Here is a 16,509-nt window from a genome sequence, read left to right as displayed (position 1 = left end):
CACCGCCATGATATCCCGCCCCTTCAGCGCATCACCAAATTTCGATCATTGCTCTTGTTGGGGCGCAACAGTACAGCGAAGAGCAGGCCGAAGATGATGATGTCGGGCAGCCGCGACGACAGATAGGCGACGCTCAGCGTTTGCAGCACGTTCTATGACTACATCTGCAAAATCTGGACATCAGAGCCGGAACGATTCATCCTTAATCCGATCCACCAGATGCTGGGACTGAACGGCTAGGGCCGGGCTGGGGGGCGAAGCGCCCCCACCTTCGGGGGCAATGCACCAGTCCGAGACCTGACGGATCAATCCGCCACATGGTCGAACCTGCAACCTTGGCGCAGATGGGCGCGACAGAACGCCAAGGGGCGCAAGCTGAAATGCGCGCGCATCGGGGCAGAGTCGATCACCAAGGCTTGGATGCCCCCGCACATTGTCATGGGCGAATGCGACCCTATAGCGCAAACCTACCCCACAAAATATTCAGCGCATCTGTTCCGCGCCCGGCCGAAGATCCACCCACACCAGCCGATGCGCTGATGCTGCCGCAACCGCCGCCCCCAGCGGGGTGTCGGGGTCGGGCCAGATGATGCCGCTGCCCGTGACCTGCTGCCCTTTGGACGGCAGCAGATAAGACACCCGCAGGTTGCCCGGTGCGCGGTCGGGCCAAAAGGCGGTGTCCAGCGCCGGATCGCCGGTCTGCGCGGCGTCATGCGCGCCTTGCGGCACCGGCCAGTCGTTGCGGGGCTGCGGGTCTTGGGCGGCGGCGATCAGCGCGCGGATCGCTTCGTGGCGACCGTTGCCGTCGCTCGGGTCAAGGTTGGCATTGCCCGCCAGCACAAAGGGCGCGTCGGGCAGGTGGTGCAGCCAGAACATCGCTTCGTCGTGGTTGCGCCGCGCGTTCCGCTCGCCCCCGTCGCGGCCAAAGACGGGCGGTGTCGCCGACCATGCCAGCAGATGCAGCACTCCGGCCCCGGTCTGCACCGGCACATCCCAATGCGCGGTGGATGACAGGCGCTGCACCTGCGCTACCTGCGGCGGGGTATCATCGGGCATCAGATTGCCCGGCAGATTGCGCCACAGCACCGCTGAATAATCCGTCACCGCACCCAAGGGCAGCCGTGACAGCACCGCCATGCCGCCCGCACCGCGAAACTGGCCAAAGCCCTGCGCGTCATCAGGGCGACCGCTGCGGCCATCGCCGTCCATGTCGATGCCGGTGGCCAGCCCGCTGTTGGGCGGCCCGGCAAAGCGATGCGGATAATCCAGCCCCTGATCCGCCAGCAGGGCGGCAAAGGCATCCAGCGCCAGCCCGTCGTGATCCCAGTCAAAGCTGGTCAGCACGATCACATCGGCCTGCGCCGCGACGATCACCCGCGCGGCGGCGGCGATCTGGTCATCCTTGCCGCTGCGAATGTCGCGCAGCAGCAGCCCCGGCCCGCGACGGGTCAGCGCAGGGGCATAGGTCGCCACCCGAACCGACCCCTCTGCCGGGGCAGGCACATCCGCCCCCGCAGGCAACGCCAGCAGCGCCGCCAGAGCAACCGCTGCGGCGCGGATCAGACCCAAGGCCGCGCCTGCGCCATCCGCGATTCGTAATCGTCGATGGCGGCGGATTTTTCCATCGTCAGCCCGATGTCGTCCAGCCCGTTCAGCAGGCAGTGCTTGCGATGCGGGTCGATGTCAAAGGCATAGGCGGTGCCATCCGCGCCGGTCACGGTCTGCGCCGCCAGATCCACCGTCAGCCGGGCGTTCGAGCCGTTGCGGGCGTCATCCATCAGCGCGTCCACCGCCTCTTGCGGCAGCACCACCGGCAGGATGCCGTTCTTGAAGCAGTTGTTGAAGAAAATATCCGCAAAGCTGGTCGAGATGACACAGCGGATGCCGAAATCCAGCAAGGCCCAGGGCGCATGTTCGCGCGACGACCCGCAACCAAAGTTGTCGCCCGCGACGATGATCTGCGCCTCGCGCCAGGCGGGCTGGTTCAGCACGAAATCGGGGTTTTCCTTGCCTTGTGCGTCATAGCGCAATTCGTCGAACAGGTTCTTGCCAAGGCCCGAACGTTGGATCGTTTTCAGGAACTGCTTGGGGATAATCATGTCGGTGTCGATATTGACCAGCGGCATGGGGGCCGCGATCCCGGTCAGTGTGGTAAAGTTCTGCATCTGTCTGTCCTCTGTCTGTGGGGCGGCGTGGCAGGGGTGTGGCAAAGGCCGGTTTCACGCCCTGCAAAGCGCCAAAATTTAGTTAAATGTGTGAACATATTCCCCTTGGTTTTTGTCTGTTTTGATTGTAAAGTCCTGCAATTCAAACTGGTTGGCGGGGATAGCGTGGACTTTGCGCGTATCATGGGCTGTGTGCAGCGCAACTGGGCGCCCGGTTCTGCCGGTGTGTCGTCCAGCGACGGGCTGGTGGCGCTGATCTGCCTTGGTTTCGCGGCCGTCTGCTTTGTGATCGTGCGCCGGCAGGGCCGGGCGGCGGGGCGGGGCTTCTGGACCGGGCTTGGCATCATGCTGGCGCTGCTGGGGGTGGCGCGGCTGGCCGATCTGGATACCGGCCTGTCGGCGGGCGGGCGCTGTTTCGCCCGCGTTGGCGGCTGGTATGCCGAACGGCAGGATATTCAGCAAATGCTGATGTTCTGGGTGGTGGTTGCGGTCGGTCTGGGCGCGGCGGTCATCATGCTGACCCTGCGTGGCCGCCTGCTGCGCAATATCCCGGCGCTGATCGGGCTGACGGGTCTGCTGGCGCTGATCGGGCTGCGCCTTGTCAGCGCCCATGGCGTTGATGCCTGGCTGCATGGATATATCGCCGGGATGCCGCGTCATCTTGTTCTGGACCTGTTGGCGCTGTCGATCATCGGGGTGTCGCTGCTGTGGCATATGGCTGCCCCGCGCCCCGTGCGGCGGCGTCGCCGCCGCCGGCACGGATCGCGGGGCGAACCGGTCAGGCGGAAACGGCGGTCATCGCGCGGACGTCCGTCAGATGGCCCGCTATCCCGGCAGCCGCAGCCATCGCAGGCGACATAAGATGCGTGCGCCCCTTGTAGCCCTGCCGCCCCTCAAAGTTGCGGTTGCTGGTGGCGGCGCAGCGTTCGCCGGGTGACAGCTGGTCGGGGTTCATGCCCAGACACATGGAACAGCCCGCCAGACGCCATTCGAACCCGGCGTCGATGAACACCTGATCCAGCCCTTCTTCCTCGGCCTGCGCGCGGACAAGCCCTGATCCGGGCACAACCATGCCGCGCACGCCCTGCGCCAGATGGCGGCCGCGCACCACATCGGCGGCGGCGCGCAGATCCTCGATCCGGCCGTTGGTGCAAGACCCGATGAACACCGCGTCGATGCTGATCTGATCCAGCCGGGTGCCCGGCGTCAGGTCCATATAATCCAGCGAGCGGCGCGCCGCATCCACCTTGCCGCCGGTAAAATCTTCGGGCGCGGGCACCGTCGCGGTGATCGGCAGCGCATCTTCGGGGCTGGTGCCCCATGTCACGGTCGGGGCGATGTCCTCGGCCCGGATCGTCACCACCTTGTCGAACTGCGCGCCCTCGTCGGTGCGCAGGCTGCGCCACCAGTTCACCGCGGCTTCCCATGCGGCCCCCTTGGGCGCATGAGGGCGGCCCTGCACATAGGCAAAGGTGGTGTCATCGGGTGCGATCAGACCGGCGCGGGCGCCGCCCTCGATCGCCATGTTGCAGATGGTCATACGGCCTTCCATCGACAGGCTGCGGATCGCCTCGCCGCAGTATTCGATGACATGGCCGGTGCCGCCCGCCGTGCCGGTGACGCCGATGATATGCAGCACGACATCCTTGGCGGTGACGCCGGGCGACAGCTGCCCGGTGATTTCCACCTTCATGTTTTTCGATTTTTTCTGGATCAGCGTCTGTGTGGCCAGCACATGTTCCACCTCGGACGTGCCGATGCCATGGGCCAGCGCGCCAAAGGCCCCGTGGGTCGAGGTGTGGCTGTCGCCGCAGACCACCGTCATGCCGGGCAGGGTCCAGCCCTGTTCGGGGCCGATGATATGCACGATGCCCTGACGGATGTCGGTCACGGGGTAATAGTTCACCCCGAATTCGCGGGCGTTGTGATCCAGCGCATCGACCTGAATGCGCGATTCTTCGTTGTCGATGCCGTTTTCGCGGTCCCATGTGGTGGGCACGTTATGGTCGGGCACGGCGATGGTCTTTTCGGGCGCGCGCACCTTGCGCCCGGTCATGCGCAGCCCCTCGAACGCCTGTGGGCTGGTGACTTCGTGGACCAGATGGCGGTCGATATACAGCAGGCAGGTGCCGTCGGGCTGCTGATCGACGACATGAGCATCCCAGATTTTATCGTAAAGCGTGCGGGGCGCGCCCGCAGGATTGGTGCCGGTCATGGGTTTGGCTTTCGTGAAGATGGCAAGGGGCAGGGCGGATCAGGGGCGGGCAGGGGCCATCAGCCCCGCGCGGTCACGCCCAGGATTTCGCCGTAGAACCTGCCCGGCAGACGGGCGCGGTCATGTATGTCGAAAAAACGCATCATCGCCGGTAATTTTATGATCTGCGCCCCGCTGTGACAAGGGGGATATGTGCAGGGATACAGGGGCGGATATGCGGGCCGCCCCCGCGCCGGGCAGAAAAACGACAACCGCCGCGCAATTTCACCGCGCCGCATTGAGATGGGGCGAAAAACTGCTATCTTCAGAGTAACCCGGCGCCGGGGCGATCGGCGCGATGAACGGAGGATGACCCCCTGTCCCGACCCGTCCCGACGGCTGAACAGCCGACCGCGACCACCGCAGGCACCGAACCCGGCAGCGATCAGGTTCTTGCCCGTGTTCTGTCCTCGCTCGAGGATGACAAGGCCGAAGATGTCGTGACCATCGACCTGCGCGGTCGTTCGGCCATGGCCGATCACATGGTCATCGCATCCGGGCGCAACGCCCGGCAGGTGGCCACCATCGCCGAAAAGCTGGCCGAGCGGTTCAAGGAAGCCACCGGCCGCACCCCCCGGATCGAGGGGAAAGACGCCGGCGACTGGGTGCTGATCGACACCGACGATGTGATCGTCCACGTCTTCCGCCCCGAAGTGCGCGAGTTTTATCAGCTTGAAAAGATGTGGCTGCCCTCGGATGCGCTGACCCGTCTGCGCGAGGATCAGCCGAACTGATGCGGATTGCGATTGCCTTGCTGGGCGGGCTGATGGTTCTGTCGGCCTGCGCATCCCAGCCCCGCGCGACAACGGCGGCCAGCACCGGCACCGTGGTGCGCATGACCTGCCCGGCCCCCGGCGCGCATCCCGCGTCTTTCGGCGTGGCCCCGGCCATGCAGGACCGCGTGCGCCAGCCCGCCTATTGGCGCTATCTGGTGGCGCATGGCAGCAATGCGGAACTGGCCTTTGCCCTGCGCTTTGCGGCGGAACGGCGCGATGTGGCCATTCCGTCCGATCTGGTTGCCATCGGGCGGCAGGCGCAATCGTTCCGCCGCGCGAACCGCTGTGCCGATCTGCCCGACAATCCGCTGATCTGATGCGGATCACGCTGCTGGCGGTCGGGCGGCTGCGCTCTGGCCCGGAACAGGCGCTGATCCGCGACTATCTGGACCGTTTCGCCAAGACGGGCCGCCCCCTGGGCCTGCCCCCGGTGCAGATCACCGAGGTCGAGGATAAAAAGGGCGGCGGTATGGCGGCCGAGGCGGCCCTGCTGACCCGCGCCATCCCCGAAGGCGCCGCGCTGGCGGTGATGGACGAACGCGGCGCGCAGATGACTTCGCCCGAATTTGCCACGCGGCTGGCCGGGTTTCGCGATCAGGCGCGCGATCTGTGCTTTGTCATCGGCGGGGCCGACGGGCTGGACCCGGCGATCCGCAACCGCGCCGACTGGCAGATCAGCCTTGGCCGGATGGTCTGGCCGCATATGCTGGTGCGGGTGATGCTGTCGGAACAGCTTTACCGCGCCGCCAGCATTCTGGCCGGCAGCCCTTATCACCGCGCCTGACGGCGGGGCGGCGCGACCAGCGCCACCGCCGGGATGGCCGTGCCCTCATGAGTTGCGGCGTCGCACCTCGCCGCGACGGGGAACCATCGGTTCAAACCCTAGTAATCGCGTTCGTAGAACAGGCCGATGCTGCTTTGCCCGTCGCTGGACACCGTGCCGCGCGCGCGCAGCGACTGGTTGATGTCGAGGTTCAGGTTCAGTTGCGTCTTGCCGTCATCGCCCACCGCGACATCGGTATAGACGTTATCGGCCAGATATTTCCCGGCCCGCACCTGCACATTGCCTTCGTCATCGGTGGCCAGATCCAGATCGTCCAGTCCGATGCCCTGACGCAGCCGGCCCACGATGCCATCCCCGCCGCGCCCGGCCAGCACCGCCACCGCATTGGCCAGCTGCGCCGCCTGCAAGGGGGTGATGTTGTCCAGCCCGCGCCCGAACAGCAGTTGCGACAGGACTTCTTCTTCGGGCATGTCGGGCGATGCTTCAAAGTTGATGTCGGGGTCGCTGGCGTCGCCGTCGATGATGATGCGGGTGATGACGTCATCCTGCACCGTTTCGGCTACCAGCCGGATGACCGGAGTCATGCTGCCCTGCAACTCGACCCGGCCTTCGGTCAGGTCAAAGCGCTTGCCCAGCAGATCGACCCGGCCCCGGATCAGTTCCAGCATCCCGACCGGCACCACATTGCGCGAGGTGCCGGTGATCCGCATCTGCCCGCCCATTTCGGCATCGACACCGCGCCCGCGGATAAAGATCTGGTTCGGCGCGTCGATGGTCAGATCCAGCCGCGGCGGGTTGGCGGGCGGCGTGGCGGGGGGGCCGACCATGCCCGCATCGGCGGCGGCCTGACCGGGGAAGGGTTCCAGCCCGGCCTTGGCGCGGGTGGCGCGCACCGGGCGGGTGTCGCCGACATGGGTGATGTCGGGAATCGGGGTCGAGCCGCCCAGCCCGGTCGAGGGAATGCGGATTTCCGCATTCGGCACCGCCACCCGGCCCGAGATCAGCAGCCCCTGCGCCATCACCCCCGAGGCGCGGACCGAACCGTTCAGCAGCGCCTCATACAGGTTGGGGTCGCGGATGGTGACGTTATCCAGCGTCAGCAGCACGTCCATGCTGCCCGCGTCCAGATCGACCGGCCCGTTGACGGTGACGCGCCCGCCCGCCGCCACATTGCCCGCGCCCTCGACGGCGATGCGGCGTCCGCTCAGATTGGCGGTCAGGTCCAGCGCCTCCAGCCGGATGCCAAGGCGCGGTTCGGCCAGACGCCCGTTCAGCAGCCGCACCGTGCCCGACAACCCGTCCAGCCCCGGCGGGCCGCGCATCGCCAGATCAAAGTTGATCGGCCCCTCGATGCTGCGGGTGCGCAGGAACGGGTTGGCGACGGCAGCATCCGAGATGCCCGCGATGCGCAGATCGGTGGTGGCAAAGTCCTGCGCGGCGGTGCCGCTGACCTGCGCCCGCGTGCCGCCCGGCCCGGTGGCGGTCAGGTTCACGGCATAATTCGTGCCGGTCTGCCGCACCGTGCCCGTGACCTGCGCCGGGCCGGGAAAGCCCTGCACCAACAGGCCCAGATCGGCCAGCCGCGCATCCAGATTCAGCCCCGCCGTGGGGCTGCCGTCGCCGGTCACGGTCAGTTGCGGGTTGCGCAGGTTCAGCCGCTGCACCGAAAAGGCTCCGCTGACCACCTGCTGGCTGGCGGCCAGGTCAAAGGTGGTGGTCCCGGCCAGCAGCCGGTCGGCCTGTTCCTGCCCCGCCCGCAGGCCCTGCCCCGACCCCTGCGCGCTGATGCGCCGGGTGGTGCCGTCATCGGTGATCCGCCCGTCGGCCGTCAGCGATCCGGCGATGCCATTGCCCAGAAAGCGCAGGTCGCGGGCGTTGATCCGTGCCGTCAGATCGGTCGCGGCCTGCCCGACCTGCCCGGTCGCGGTCGCCTCCAGCCGGGCGTTGCGGATCTGCGCATCCTCGATGCTGAACACGCCGCTGCGTTCGGTGGCGCGGAGCTGCACCTGCGTCGGCCCGGTCAGCGCGGCATCCACCTGCGACTGCCCCAGCGCCAGATCGTTCGCGGTGCCATCCAGCACCAGCCGCCGCGCGCCGCTGCCGTCATCGGCAAAGCTGGCATCGGCGCTGAAACTGCCGCGCCAGCCCAGACCCAGCGATTCCAGCCGCCGGACTTCGGCCTGCGCGGTCAGATCGGTGCCCTGCGGGCCGATCTGGCCGCTGGCCACGATCAGGCTTTGGTCATTGGTCAGCCGGGCCTGTTCAATGCTGATCTGGCCGTCCTGTTCGGTGCCGCTCAGGGTGATCTGCGTGGTGCCGGTCAGCGCGCCATCGACATTCTGCTGCCCCAGCCGCAGGTTCTGGCCGGTGCCGGTCAGGTCAAAGCGGCGGATGCCCCCGGTTTCGCGGGCGGTGGCCTGTGCGGTCAGCGCCCCCGACATGCCACGCCCCAGCGCCGCCAGATCCGGCAGATCGAGGTTCAGCGTCGCGTCCAGTTCGCCGGGGGCGAAATTGCCGTTGCCGTCCAGCGTGATCTGCGGGCTGGCCAGCCGCAACTGTTCCAGCTTGTAGGCGCCATCGCCGCCCTCGCCCGCGATCACGGTCAGGTTGCTGCGCCCGGCCAGCAGGCCATCCAGTTCGGCAAGGCCCAGTTCCAGATCCTGCGTTTCGCCGCTCAGCGTCAGGCGGCGTTGCCCGGCGGGGCCGTTCAGAAGCGCCTCGGCCCGCAACGAGCCGCCAAAGCCCGCATCCGCCGCCGACAGGTCGGCCATTTCGATGCGCGCGCTGACATCCGATGACAGGCTGGAAATCAGGCCCTGCGCGGTGGCGGTCAACTGTTGTGCGTTGACCGACAGTTCGTTGATTTCGATGCCGTTTTCATCTCGCCGGACCGAGGCCAGAATGTTCGACTGCCCGCGCAGCAGCCGGTCAAGCTGATCCTGATCGGCGGTGATGTCGGTGCCGGTGATTTCGGCGTTCACGTCAAAGGCGCGGGTCAGCATCTGGTAAAGCCCGGAAATCTGCGCCTCGGCCTGACCGCTCAGCGGGCGGCCCGCCAGCCCCGACAGCCGGTCCAGCGCCTGATAGCGCGCCACCACATCGCCCGATACGGTGATCCCCCCCGACAGACCCGCCAGCAGCACATAGCCATCCAGCCCGTAATCCGCGCCGGTGATGCGCAGGTCGGAAAATTCGGCGGCGTTCATCGGGGCATAGCCGAAATTGGTCTGCCCGCTGATCGAATCGCCCACCGCCCGCGCCATGGCGGGGTCGGCAAAGGCCATCTCGCGGGTGCCAAAGCCGATCTGGCCGGTGATTTCCGACAATTCGCTGCCCTGCAACAGCACCTGACCCGCGCCGTTCAGTTCCAGCGCGCCAATGGTCAGACCGGGGCGCTGAAACTGGCCGATGTGGCCGGTCAGCGACCAGCCCTGCCCGCGCGCGGCGTCATATTCCAGCGACAGGCGGCCGTTCTGAACCATCGTGTCCTGGGTAAAGGGCATCCTGACCGGCAATTCCGCCGCGCCCGCATCGGCCCCCAGCGTCATCATCAGGACGGCGCTTTGCGGTGCGCCCTGATCGGTCAGGCTCAGCGCGCCCGACAGGTTCATCGCCTCGGTGTCGATCATCAGCACCGGCACGTCCAGCCGCCCGTCGTCGCCCTGCCAGCCCTCGGCCAGCAGTTGCGTGCTGGTGCCAAAGAAGGCGCGGTTTTCCGGGGCCAGCAGGCTGGCGACATCGCCGCCCAGCTCCAGCCGGAACCCGGTGCCGGGGCTGCCGTCGCTGCCCGCCCGCTCGTCCACGCTGGCGCGGCCGGTGACGCGGGGCTGGCCGTCGGTGGCCAGCGCGATATTGGCGGCGAAATCGCTGATCGGGCCTTCGCCGGTGATCTCGGCGTGCAGGGCGGGCTTGCCGTGCAGATCAATCAGGTTCGCCAGCAGACCATCGGCGGCCTCGTCCAGGGTCAGGTCCAGCTTCAGCACCCGCGTGCTGTTGGAATAGCCGGCGTCCAGCGCGAATTGCCCGCGCGGGCCATCCTGCCGGTCGATGGACAGAACGGCGGTGCCCTCGCCCCCCGACAGGTTCATCTGGCCCTGCATCGACACCACCGCGTCGATGCCGATGACGGGTTCGCCGATGGTTACGCGGCTGGCCTGAATCTGGTCGATGGCGATGCCCACCGGCAGTTCGGGCAGGCGGAATTCCGGCACCTCGGGGCTGATGGCGTCGGTTTCCTCGCCCGCGGGCAGGCGCGGCAGCAGGATTTCCGCCGCCGACAGTTCCGCGATCTCGATCCGGCGGCGCAGCAGGGCAGAGCGGTTCCACTGGATCGCGCCGTCGCGCAGGGTCAGCCAGACGCCGTCGTCATCGGCGATGGTCAGTTCGGAAAAGGTGGCGCGCGATGACAGCGCCCCCTGAAAGTTGCTGATCTGCACCGAGCGGCCCGCGCCGGACAGGTTCTGTTCCAGCAGCCGGGTGATAAAGCCACGGTCATCGCTGACCTGTTGCGACAATTCGGCCAGCCCCTGCGCCTCGGCCGGTGATTGCGCCGGGGCGGGGATGGGGGCGGTGATCCACACAAACGCCAGTGCTGCAAGGATTTTCCGCATCAGAATGCCTGCCCCAAGCCCAGATAAACCTGCACGCCATCGCCGGTATCGCCCCCCACCGGCGCGGCCACGTCAAAGCGCAGCGGCCCGATGGGCGTGGCATAGCGCACCCCCAGCCCCGCGCCCGAATGCCAGCCCGCATCCCCCCCGAACGCGCCGTCGGCCCAGACCTGACCGGCATCGGCAAAGGCCACCACGCCGATACGTTCGCGCACCTGCCAGCGGATTTCGGCGGACAGGGTGGTGATGGACATGCCGCCGGTCTTGACCGGGCCATCCGGCCCCTCGATCACCTCGACGCCCAGCGATTGATAGGGCTGGCCGCGCACGGTGCCGCCGCCGCCGGAATAGAACAGGTAATCGCGCGGCGTGTCCTGAATATCGGGTCCCAGCACCGTGCCCGCGCGCATCCGGCCCGCCAGCGTGATCCGGTCCCCGGTGCCGAAACTGCGATAGGCCCGGCCTTCGCCGATGATCTGCCCGCCGCTGCCGGTGTCGCTGAAACCGTAAAAGGGCGTGATCCGCCCCTCCAGCCAATAGCCCTTTTTCGCGTCGGTCGGTTCGTCGCGGGCGTCAAAGGTCAGCCGGCTGGGCAGGGCCAGCACGCGGAAATCGTGCCGCCCGGTGTCATCCGTCACGCGCGAGGCGACATATTGCAGCGCCATATCGCCGGTCAGCCGGTCACTGTGGATGTAATTCGCGCCAAAGGACAGGCTGACGGCATCGGAATCGTAATCCACCTCGCGCATCCGCGACAGGCTGGCGGCGGTATAGGCGGTGACGTCGGGGTGAAAGGTCGCCGGACGTTCCAGCCGGATGCCAAGCGTGTAATCGGCGTCGCTGGTGCGCGCCCCGATGTCGGATACCGAACCGTCGATGCGCAGCCGTTCGCCGCCGCCGCGCAGGTTGCGATGCAGCCAATAGGCCGACAGCATGATCCCTTCGGTGTTCGACACCTCGAACCCCGCGCCGATGCGGCGGGGCTTTTGCTCGATCACGGTCAGGTTCATGTCCATCGAGTTGTCGGGGTTCAGCAGATCGGCCTCGGTCAGGGTGATGGCGGAAAAGATGCCGCTGCGGCGCAGGCGCTTGCGCACGGTGTCCAGTTCCTCGGGGTCGAAGCGCGCGCCTTCGGGATAGCCGGCAATCTTGCGCAGGCGGCGTTCGATCAGCCGTTCGTTGCCGCTGACATGCAGCGGGCCAAAGGTGACGACCGGGCCGGGGTCCAGCGCGATGCGGCTGTCAACGCTGTGGCTGGGGTGGTCGGCCACGATGTCCTGCCCGGTCACATCGGCCTTGGCATGGCCGTGATCGCGCCAGTCGCGCACCGCCTGCGTGGCCGCGCTGCGAATGATGCCGGTGCCCGCCATCTGCCCGGCGGCGTAATCGCTGTCCGCCGCCGTTCCGGGGGCCAGAGGCGCAATGGCGGCGCGGGAAAAGGTGAACTGGCGGCCCGGCTGCACCGCGATCACCACCTGCCGCACCTCGGCCGGGGCATCCAGCGGGGCGATGGCGGCGGCCTCGGTGCCGTCCAGCGTGATGTTCACCACCGAATCGAAATAGCCCAGATCATACAGCGCCCCCAGCAGGCGCGCGTAATCGGCCCGCGCGGCGGCCAGAATATCCTGCCCGGTGGTCCGGTCTTCCTGCAAGGCCCCGGAAATCAACGAGGTATTGCGCAGGCTGCGGTCCAGTGCATCATCGCTGCCCGCGATCTGCCAGTTCAGGCTGACCGCGCTTTCCGGTTCCGAACGCCCGCCGAACAGCCCCGAAAACGGGTTCGAGGATTGCGCCGCCGCCGCGCCCGGCACCATCGCCATTGCGGCCAGCAACACGCCTGCCCGAAAAACCTGCATTACCTACCCCGTCTTTTTACTTGTGCAGAGTTTGACAGCATCTGACCGCCAAATCCAGTGAACCTGTGTTTATCTGCCTGATCTGAATGACCTGCGCGTGACGCTGTTGCCCAAGGGTCGCGTTACCGGCCTGCCCGGCAACCGTCGCGGTCAGTCCAGTGCCGCCAGACAGCCATGCAGCGCCGCCATATCGTCGCGAATCAACAGCAGCGGCGTTGCCTCGGGGATGTGGCGCATGGGCGCATCGTCCAGAAAGCCTGCCTGAAACGCCGCCATCCGCCCGGCCATGCCGCGCGCGACGCTGCCGGCCAGATACAAGCCCTCGAACGGCATAAAGCGCAGCGCCAGTTCCCGGCACAACAGCCCCAGCAGCCGGGCGAACAGATCGCAGGTCGCAGCCGCCGCGCCCTCGCCGCCCTGCGCTGCGGCAACGATCTGTTCGGCGCGCTGCAAAGGGGTGCCGGTGCGCAGCGCGTGCAATTGCGACAGGCCGCGCCCGGCAAAGGTTTCCTCGGTCGAACAGAACGCGGTGCGCGCCTGCGGCCCGATTTCGGCTTCCAGCAGGGCCATGATATGCGCGGGCAGTTGGGCGTGGCCTTCTTCGGCCTCAAGGCAGATCAGCCCGCCGCCGGGCAGATGGCGCAGGGCGCAGACATTGACCCCGGTGCCCGCCCCCAGAACCAGCGCCTGCCCGTTGCGCGCCCGGTCCGCCGGGGCGGGGCGCAGCACCTGCACGCCCTCGCCCGTCAGCCGCGCCGTGGCATGGCCAAGCGCCGTCAGATCGTTCATCAACAGCGCCCGATCCGCCCCGGTCAGCCGCGCCAGCCCGGTTTCGGAAAAGGACCAGTCGCGGTTGGTCAGCGCGGCCCGCCCGCCGCTGACCGGCCCGGCCACCGCCACGCACAGGGCGCTGATGCGGGGCTGACCCTGCTGCGCCAGATAATCCTGCACCACCGCGTCAAAGCTGGCGTAATCATCGCCGCGATACCGGCTTGAACTGGCCTCGATGATGCGGCCATCCCGCGCCAGCGCCAGCCGCGCATTGGTGCCGCCCACATCCGCCAGCAATATCGCCATGATCGCCCCTTTTCGCACCTGATGGCCCCGTTCCGGCCCTCTGTCTAAGCCAGCCGCCCCCGCCCCGCCAAGGGGCCTGCGGGAACCTTTGCGCCCCGCCGGCGTTGAGTGCAGGTAATGATGAACCGCAAACGAGTGAAAACCATGACTGCCCCGTTCACCGCCCGCATCGCCGCGACTGCCGCCGTGCTGACCACGGCGCTGACGCTGGCATCCCCCGCCGCCGCCGCGCCGATCAAGGCATGGTCGGCCATGGCCGGGGTCGAACCCGCCGTGCTGCTGCATACCGCGCAGGAACTGCCGCTGTCCGCCGCCGCCGTGGACGATCAGCCCTATTGCGCCCCCAATGCCGAAATAGCCATGACCCTGCGCCAAGATTTTGCCGAACAGCGCATCGACACCGCCGGGGTTCAGGGCCATGACACCGAGTTGTGGGGCTCTGACCTGATGGGCACCTGGACCCTTGTCGCGGCCCGCGACGATGACACCAGTTGCATCATCGCATCCGGCATCGGCTTTGACACCGACACCGACAGCACCGCCTTTTACCGCACGGCAGGGTTGATCTGATCGGCCTTGCCGCCCGCGCCGCCGCGCCTTAGCCTTGCCCGAAACGCAGCGAGGCCCCCATGACCACCCCCCTGATGATCGGCCCTCAGGCCGAGCCACACCTCGACTGGATCGCCCTGACCCGGGCACTGGAACAGGGCCATTCCCGCCCAAGGGCCGAAATCAGGGACAGTTTTCTGTATCGCGGTCAGGACACGCTGCTGACCCGCTCGGCATGGATCGACGGGCTGGGGCTGGCGGTGAAATGCGCCACGATCTTTCCCGGCAACTCTGACGCGGGCCTGCCGATGGTGAACGGAGCGGTGAACCTGCTTGACGACAACACCGGCCAGCTTCAGGCCATCGTCGATTTCCACCTCGTCACCAAATGGAAAACCGCCGGCGACAGCCTGTTGGCCGCCAGCCGCCTTGCCCGCAAGGACGCCCGCAATATCCTGATCGTCGGCGCGGGCCATGTCGCGGCATCCATGGTGCAGGCCTATCGCGCCCTGATCCCGGATGCCCGCTTTACCATCTGGTCGCGCCGCCCCGAACCGGCACAGGAACTGGCGGCGCAAACCGGTGCCACCGCCACCACCGATCTGGAATCCGCCACCCGCAAGGCCGACATCATCGCCACCGCCACCATGGCCACCACCCCGATCATCAAGGGCGACTGGATCGCCCCCGGCACCCACCTCGACCTGATCGGAGCCTACCGCCCCGACATGCGCGAAGTGGACGACACCGCCCTGCACCGCGCCCGCCTGTTCGTGGACAGCCGCGCCACCACCATCGGCCACATCGGAGAAATCCAGATCCCGCTGGACAGCGGCGCGATCACCGAAAACCAGATCATCGCCGATTACTACGACCTGCCCACAGGCCGCTTCGCCCGCGAAAGCGATGATGAAATCACCATCGCCAAAAACGGCGGCGGCGCGCATCTGGACCTGATGACGGCACGCTATATTCTGGATGCGGTGGGCTAAGATGTGCTGGGGGCGCCATGAGGTCAGGCCGTAATCCACCGGAAGGCAGCAAATACCAGGCAGGCTATTATCCACCAGTGCCAAGGGTTGGTCAGGGCTGCCAGACGGCGCGAATAGCTGTCAGGAAACAGAATGCGGTGACGATCGCGTTTCACGGCATCGGCGCGCCGTTGCAGCATCCCGATCCCCAAGATCGCAACAAGCAGCGCCCATGGGTATTCGTCCATGAGGCTGAGCACCGACATGGATGGAATGCCCAGCGGCATCAGGATCGTCACCGCAAGCGCCCCCACCCCCCACCATGCCGCAGTGCTGGCGGTGATGATCTGGAAATAGGCCAGCGTTGCCGGGTGGGCGATGCCCTCTAGCCGGGGAAACAGCGCCATCCGCATCCGGTGCCAGCCCCAACGGACAGTCCCGGTTCCCCATATCATCACAGCAGCAAGACCCGTAACCGACCATCTGCCCATGTTCTCGGTCTTGCGGCGCAGGTTAAAGTATTCCTGATGAGTCAGATTCTGTGCAGCAAAAACCTGTGCCCAGACATCGCGCATCAATATCCCCATGACCGCCGCCCATAGCATCGCCGCAGCCAGTGCAGGTGTGAACAACCCCAGCCGCGCCATCAACGGCTTGGCCTGCCCCCGCACCTGCTCAAATTCGCGTGGCGTCAGATAAAACGGCGCAATCAGCAGCAAAATGGCCTGCCCCAGCCAGTGGCGCAGCAAAAAATGGCGGATTTTCAGGCAAATTCTTCCCATTCAGGTCTCTGGTGCGATCCATGGCCGCAGCTCGGCCCGCATCCATGCGCCATGCGCAGCGTTTGGAAAAATGATCCAGTCATCGCCAAAGCGGTCGGCGTGCTGTTCCGCCGCGCTGTGCTGGTCATCCAGCGGCGTTCCGGCAAAGGCTTCGTGAAAATCATGCAGCGTGTCACCCAGATGCAGGATCACCCGGTGATGGCGTTCGACCGTGGCGCGGCGCTCGGCCTTGGGCGGGCCGAATAACAGCACCTGTTCGGCGCATACCTGCGGCAGACCCAGCCGTGACAGCGTGGCGATGGTCGCCAGCTTATTTTCGTCGAACCGGTCCGACACATAAAAAATCGTCACCCCAAGCCCATCGGCCAGCGCAAAGAAATCCGCTGCTCCTGGAATCAGGTGCGGGTTGCCCTGTGTTTCCCACAGCCGCCATGTGTCCAGATTTTCAAACATTGGTCCGTCCTGATAGGCGGCCAGCGCCATCACGGCGCTGTTGTCCAGAATGGTTTCGTCAATATCGCTGACAATCGCCAGCCCCGCGCCGCTGCCGTGGCGCGCGACTGCATCGCGCAGGCGCAGCGTCGCCAGCGCGTAGGACTGCCGTTGCAGGGCGCGCACCTCGGCCGAAGATTGCTGAAAGCGCACACCCATCAGATGCTCATGAGGATGATGTGTCATGCTCAGC

At 66.7% G+C, this 16,509-nt stretch carries 15 protein-coding genes; 6 read left to right on the top strand and 9 right to left on the bottom strand.

All coding sequences use genetic code 11. The features are described 5' to 3' along the window. Positions 1–23: 23 nt before the first annotated feature. From Q4G14_RS13640 to leuD, 3 genes are all read right to left on the bottom strand, one after another. Positions 24–149, bottom strand: a complete 126-nt coding sequence (locus Q4G14_RS13640) for a hypothetical protein (protein WP_303362309.1) — start codon at positions 147–149, stop codon at positions 24–26. A 334-nt stretch (positions 150–483) separates the two neighbouring features. Then, a complete protein-coding gene (locus Q4G14_RS13635) occupies positions 484–1,569 on the bottom strand; it encodes an endonuclease/exonuclease/phosphatase family protein (RefSeq protein ID WP_303362308.1) in 1,086 nt (361 codons plus the stop codon). Continuing rightward, entirely contained in the window at positions 1,560–2,165 is a 606-nt protein-coding gene (gene leuD, locus Q4G14_RS13630; protein WP_303362307.1) for a 3-isopropylmalate dehydratase small subunit, read from the bottom strand. The genes Q4G14_RS13635 and leuD overlap by 10 nt, the downstream gene beginning before the upstream one ends. A 165-nt stretch (positions 2,166–2,330) precedes the next feature. Between leuD and Q4G14_RS13625 the strand changes: the two genes are divergently transcribed. Beyond that, entirely contained in the window at positions 2,331–3,026 is a 696-nt protein-coding gene (locus Q4G14_RS13625) for a hypothetical protein (protein ID WP_303362306.1), read from the top strand. On the opposite strand, the gene leuC is transcribed toward Q4G14_RS13625, so the two are convergent. After that, positions 2,944–4,380: a 3-isopropylmalate dehydratase large subunit gene (leuC, locus tag Q4G14_RS13620; RefSeq protein WP_303362305.1), complete on the bottom strand. Its 1,437-nt coding sequence runs from the start codon at positions 4,378–4,380 to the stop codon at positions 2,944–2,946. The genes Q4G14_RS13625 and leuC overlap by 83 nt on opposite strands. 443 nt (positions 4,381–4,823) lie before the next feature. On the opposite strand from leuC, the gene rsfS reads away from it, so the two are divergent. The 3 genes from rsfS to rlmH are packed head-to-tail and all read left to right on the top strand — an operon-like array spanning position 4,824 to position 5,979. After that, on the top strand, positions 4,824–5,153 hold the full coding sequence (gene rsfS, locus Q4G14_RS13615) for a ribosome silencing factor (protein ID WP_303362311.1): 330 nt from the start codon (positions 4,824–4,826) through the stop codon (positions 5,151–5,153). Then, on the top strand, positions 5,153–5,512 hold the full coding sequence (locus Q4G14_RS13610; protein ID WP_303362304.1) for a hypothetical protein: 360 nt from the start codon (positions 5,153–5,155) through the stop codon (positions 5,510–5,512). Before rsfS ends, Q4G14_RS13610 begins: the two co-directional genes overlap by 1 nt. Beyond that, positions 5,512–5,979 (top strand): 23S rRNA (pseudouridine(1915)-N(3))-methyltransferase RlmH, encoded by a 468-nt coding sequence (rlmH, locus tag Q4G14_RS13605; RefSeq protein ID WP_303362303.1) that lies wholly within the window; start codon positions 5,512–5,514, stop codon positions 5,977–5,979. Before Q4G14_RS13610 ends, rlmH begins: the two co-directional genes overlap by 1 nt. A 98-nt stretch (positions 5,980–6,077) precedes the next feature. On the opposite strand, the gene Q4G14_RS13600 is transcribed toward rlmH, so the two are convergent. The 3 genes from Q4G14_RS13600 to Q4G14_RS13590 all read right to left on the bottom strand — a co-directional run bounded on the left by Q4G14_RS13600 (position 6,078) and on the right by Q4G14_RS13590 (position 13,522). After that, positions 6,078–10,589 (bottom strand): translocation/assembly module TamB domain-containing protein, encoded by a 4,512-nt coding sequence (locus tag Q4G14_RS13600; RefSeq protein WP_303362302.1) that lies wholly within the window; start codon positions 10,587–10,589, stop codon positions 6,078–6,080. Continuing rightward, positions 10,589–12,445: an autotransporter assembly complex family protein gene (locus tag Q4G14_RS13595; RefSeq protein WP_303362301.1), complete on the bottom strand. Its 1,857-nt coding sequence runs from the start codon at positions 12,443–12,445 to the stop codon at positions 10,589–10,591. Before Q4G14_RS13595 ends, Q4G14_RS13600 begins: the two co-directional genes overlap by 1 nt. Positions 12,446–12,595: 150 nt before the next feature. After that, the gene (locus Q4G14_RS13590) at positions 12,596–13,522 is read right to left on the bottom strand and encodes a glucokinase (RefSeq protein WP_303362300.1); all 927 of its coding nucleotides are present in this window, start codon (positions 13,520–13,522) and stop codon (positions 12,596–12,598) included. Between the two features lie 144 nt (positions 13,523–13,666). On the opposite strand from Q4G14_RS13590, the gene Q4G14_RS13585 reads away from it, so the two are divergent. Next, entirely contained in the window at positions 13,667–14,092 is a 426-nt protein-coding gene (locus tag Q4G14_RS13585) for a hypothetical protein (RefSeq protein ID WP_303362299.1), read from the top strand. Positions 14,093–14,151: 59 nt separating this feature from the next. Then, on the top strand, positions 14,152–15,063 hold the full coding sequence (locus Q4G14_RS13580) for an ornithine cyclodeaminase family protein (RefSeq protein WP_303362298.1): 912 nt from the start codon (positions 14,152–14,154) through the stop codon (positions 15,061–15,063). 23 nt (positions 15,064–15,086) lie between these two features. Here Q4G14_RS13580 and Q4G14_RS13575 read toward each other — a convergent pair whose 3' ends face one another. Then, positions 15,087–15,692 (bottom strand): hypothetical protein, encoded by a 606-nt coding sequence (locus Q4G14_RS13575; RefSeq protein WP_303362297.1) that lies wholly within the window; start codon positions 15,690–15,692, stop codon positions 15,087–15,089. Between the two features lie 132 nt (positions 15,693–15,824). Continuing rightward, positions 15,825–16,502 (bottom strand): 5'-nucleotidase, lipoprotein e(P4) family, encoded by a 678-nt coding sequence (locus tag Q4G14_RS13570; RefSeq protein ID WP_303362296.1) that lies wholly within the window; start codon positions 16,500–16,502, stop codon positions 15,825–15,827. Between the last annotated feature and the right edge of the window lie 7 nt (positions 16,503–16,509).

The organism is Paracoccus sp. (in: a-proteobacteria) (assembly GCF_030538755.1).
Taxonomy (GTDB): Bacteria; Pseudomonadota; Alphaproteobacteria; order Rhodobacterales; family Rhodobacteraceae; genus Paracoccus.
The sequence above is the reverse complement of the archived record's forward strand: the minus strand, read 5'-3'. Positions and strand labels throughout refer to the sequence as shown.

Coding starts and splice junctions, on each gene's coding strand:
- leuD (WP_303362307.1), bottom strand. CDS start 2,165: ATGCAGAACTTTACCACACTGACCGGGATCGCGGCCCCCATGCCGCTG.
- leuC (WP_303362305.1), bottom strand. CDS start 4,380: ATGACCGGCACCAATCCTGCGGGCGCGCCCCGCACGCTTTACGATAAA.
- Q4G14_RS13610 (WP_303362304.1), top strand. CDS start 5,153: ATGCGGATTGCGATTGCCTTGCTGGGCGGGCTGATGGTTCTGTCGGCC.
- rlmH (WP_303362303.1), top strand. CDS start 5,512: ATGCGGATCACGCTGCTGGCGGTCGGGCGGCTGCGCTCTGGCCCGGAA.
- Q4G14_RS13600 (WP_303362302.1), bottom strand. CDS start 10,589: ATGCGGAAAATCCTTGCAGCACTGGCGTTTGTGTGGATCACCGCCCCC.
- Q4G14_RS13595 (WP_303362301.1), bottom strand. CDS start 12,445: ATGCAGGTTTTTCGGGCAGGCGTGTTGCTGGCCGCAATGGCGATGGTG.
- Q4G14_RS13590 (WP_303362300.1), bottom strand. CDS start 13,522: ATGGCGATATTGCTGGCGGATGTGGGCGGCACCAATGCGCGGCTGGCG.
- Q4G14_RS13585 (WP_303362299.1), top strand. CDS start 13,667: ATGACTGCCCCGTTCACCGCCCGCATCGCCGCGACTGCCGCCGTGCTG.
- Q4G14_RS13580 (WP_303362298.1), top strand. CDS start 14,152: ATGACCACCCCCCTGATGATCGGCCCTCAGGCCGAGCCACACCTCGAC.
- Q4G14_RS13570 (WP_303362296.1), bottom strand. CDS start 16,502: ATGACACATCATCCTCATGAGCATCTGATGGGTGTGCGCTTTCAGCAA.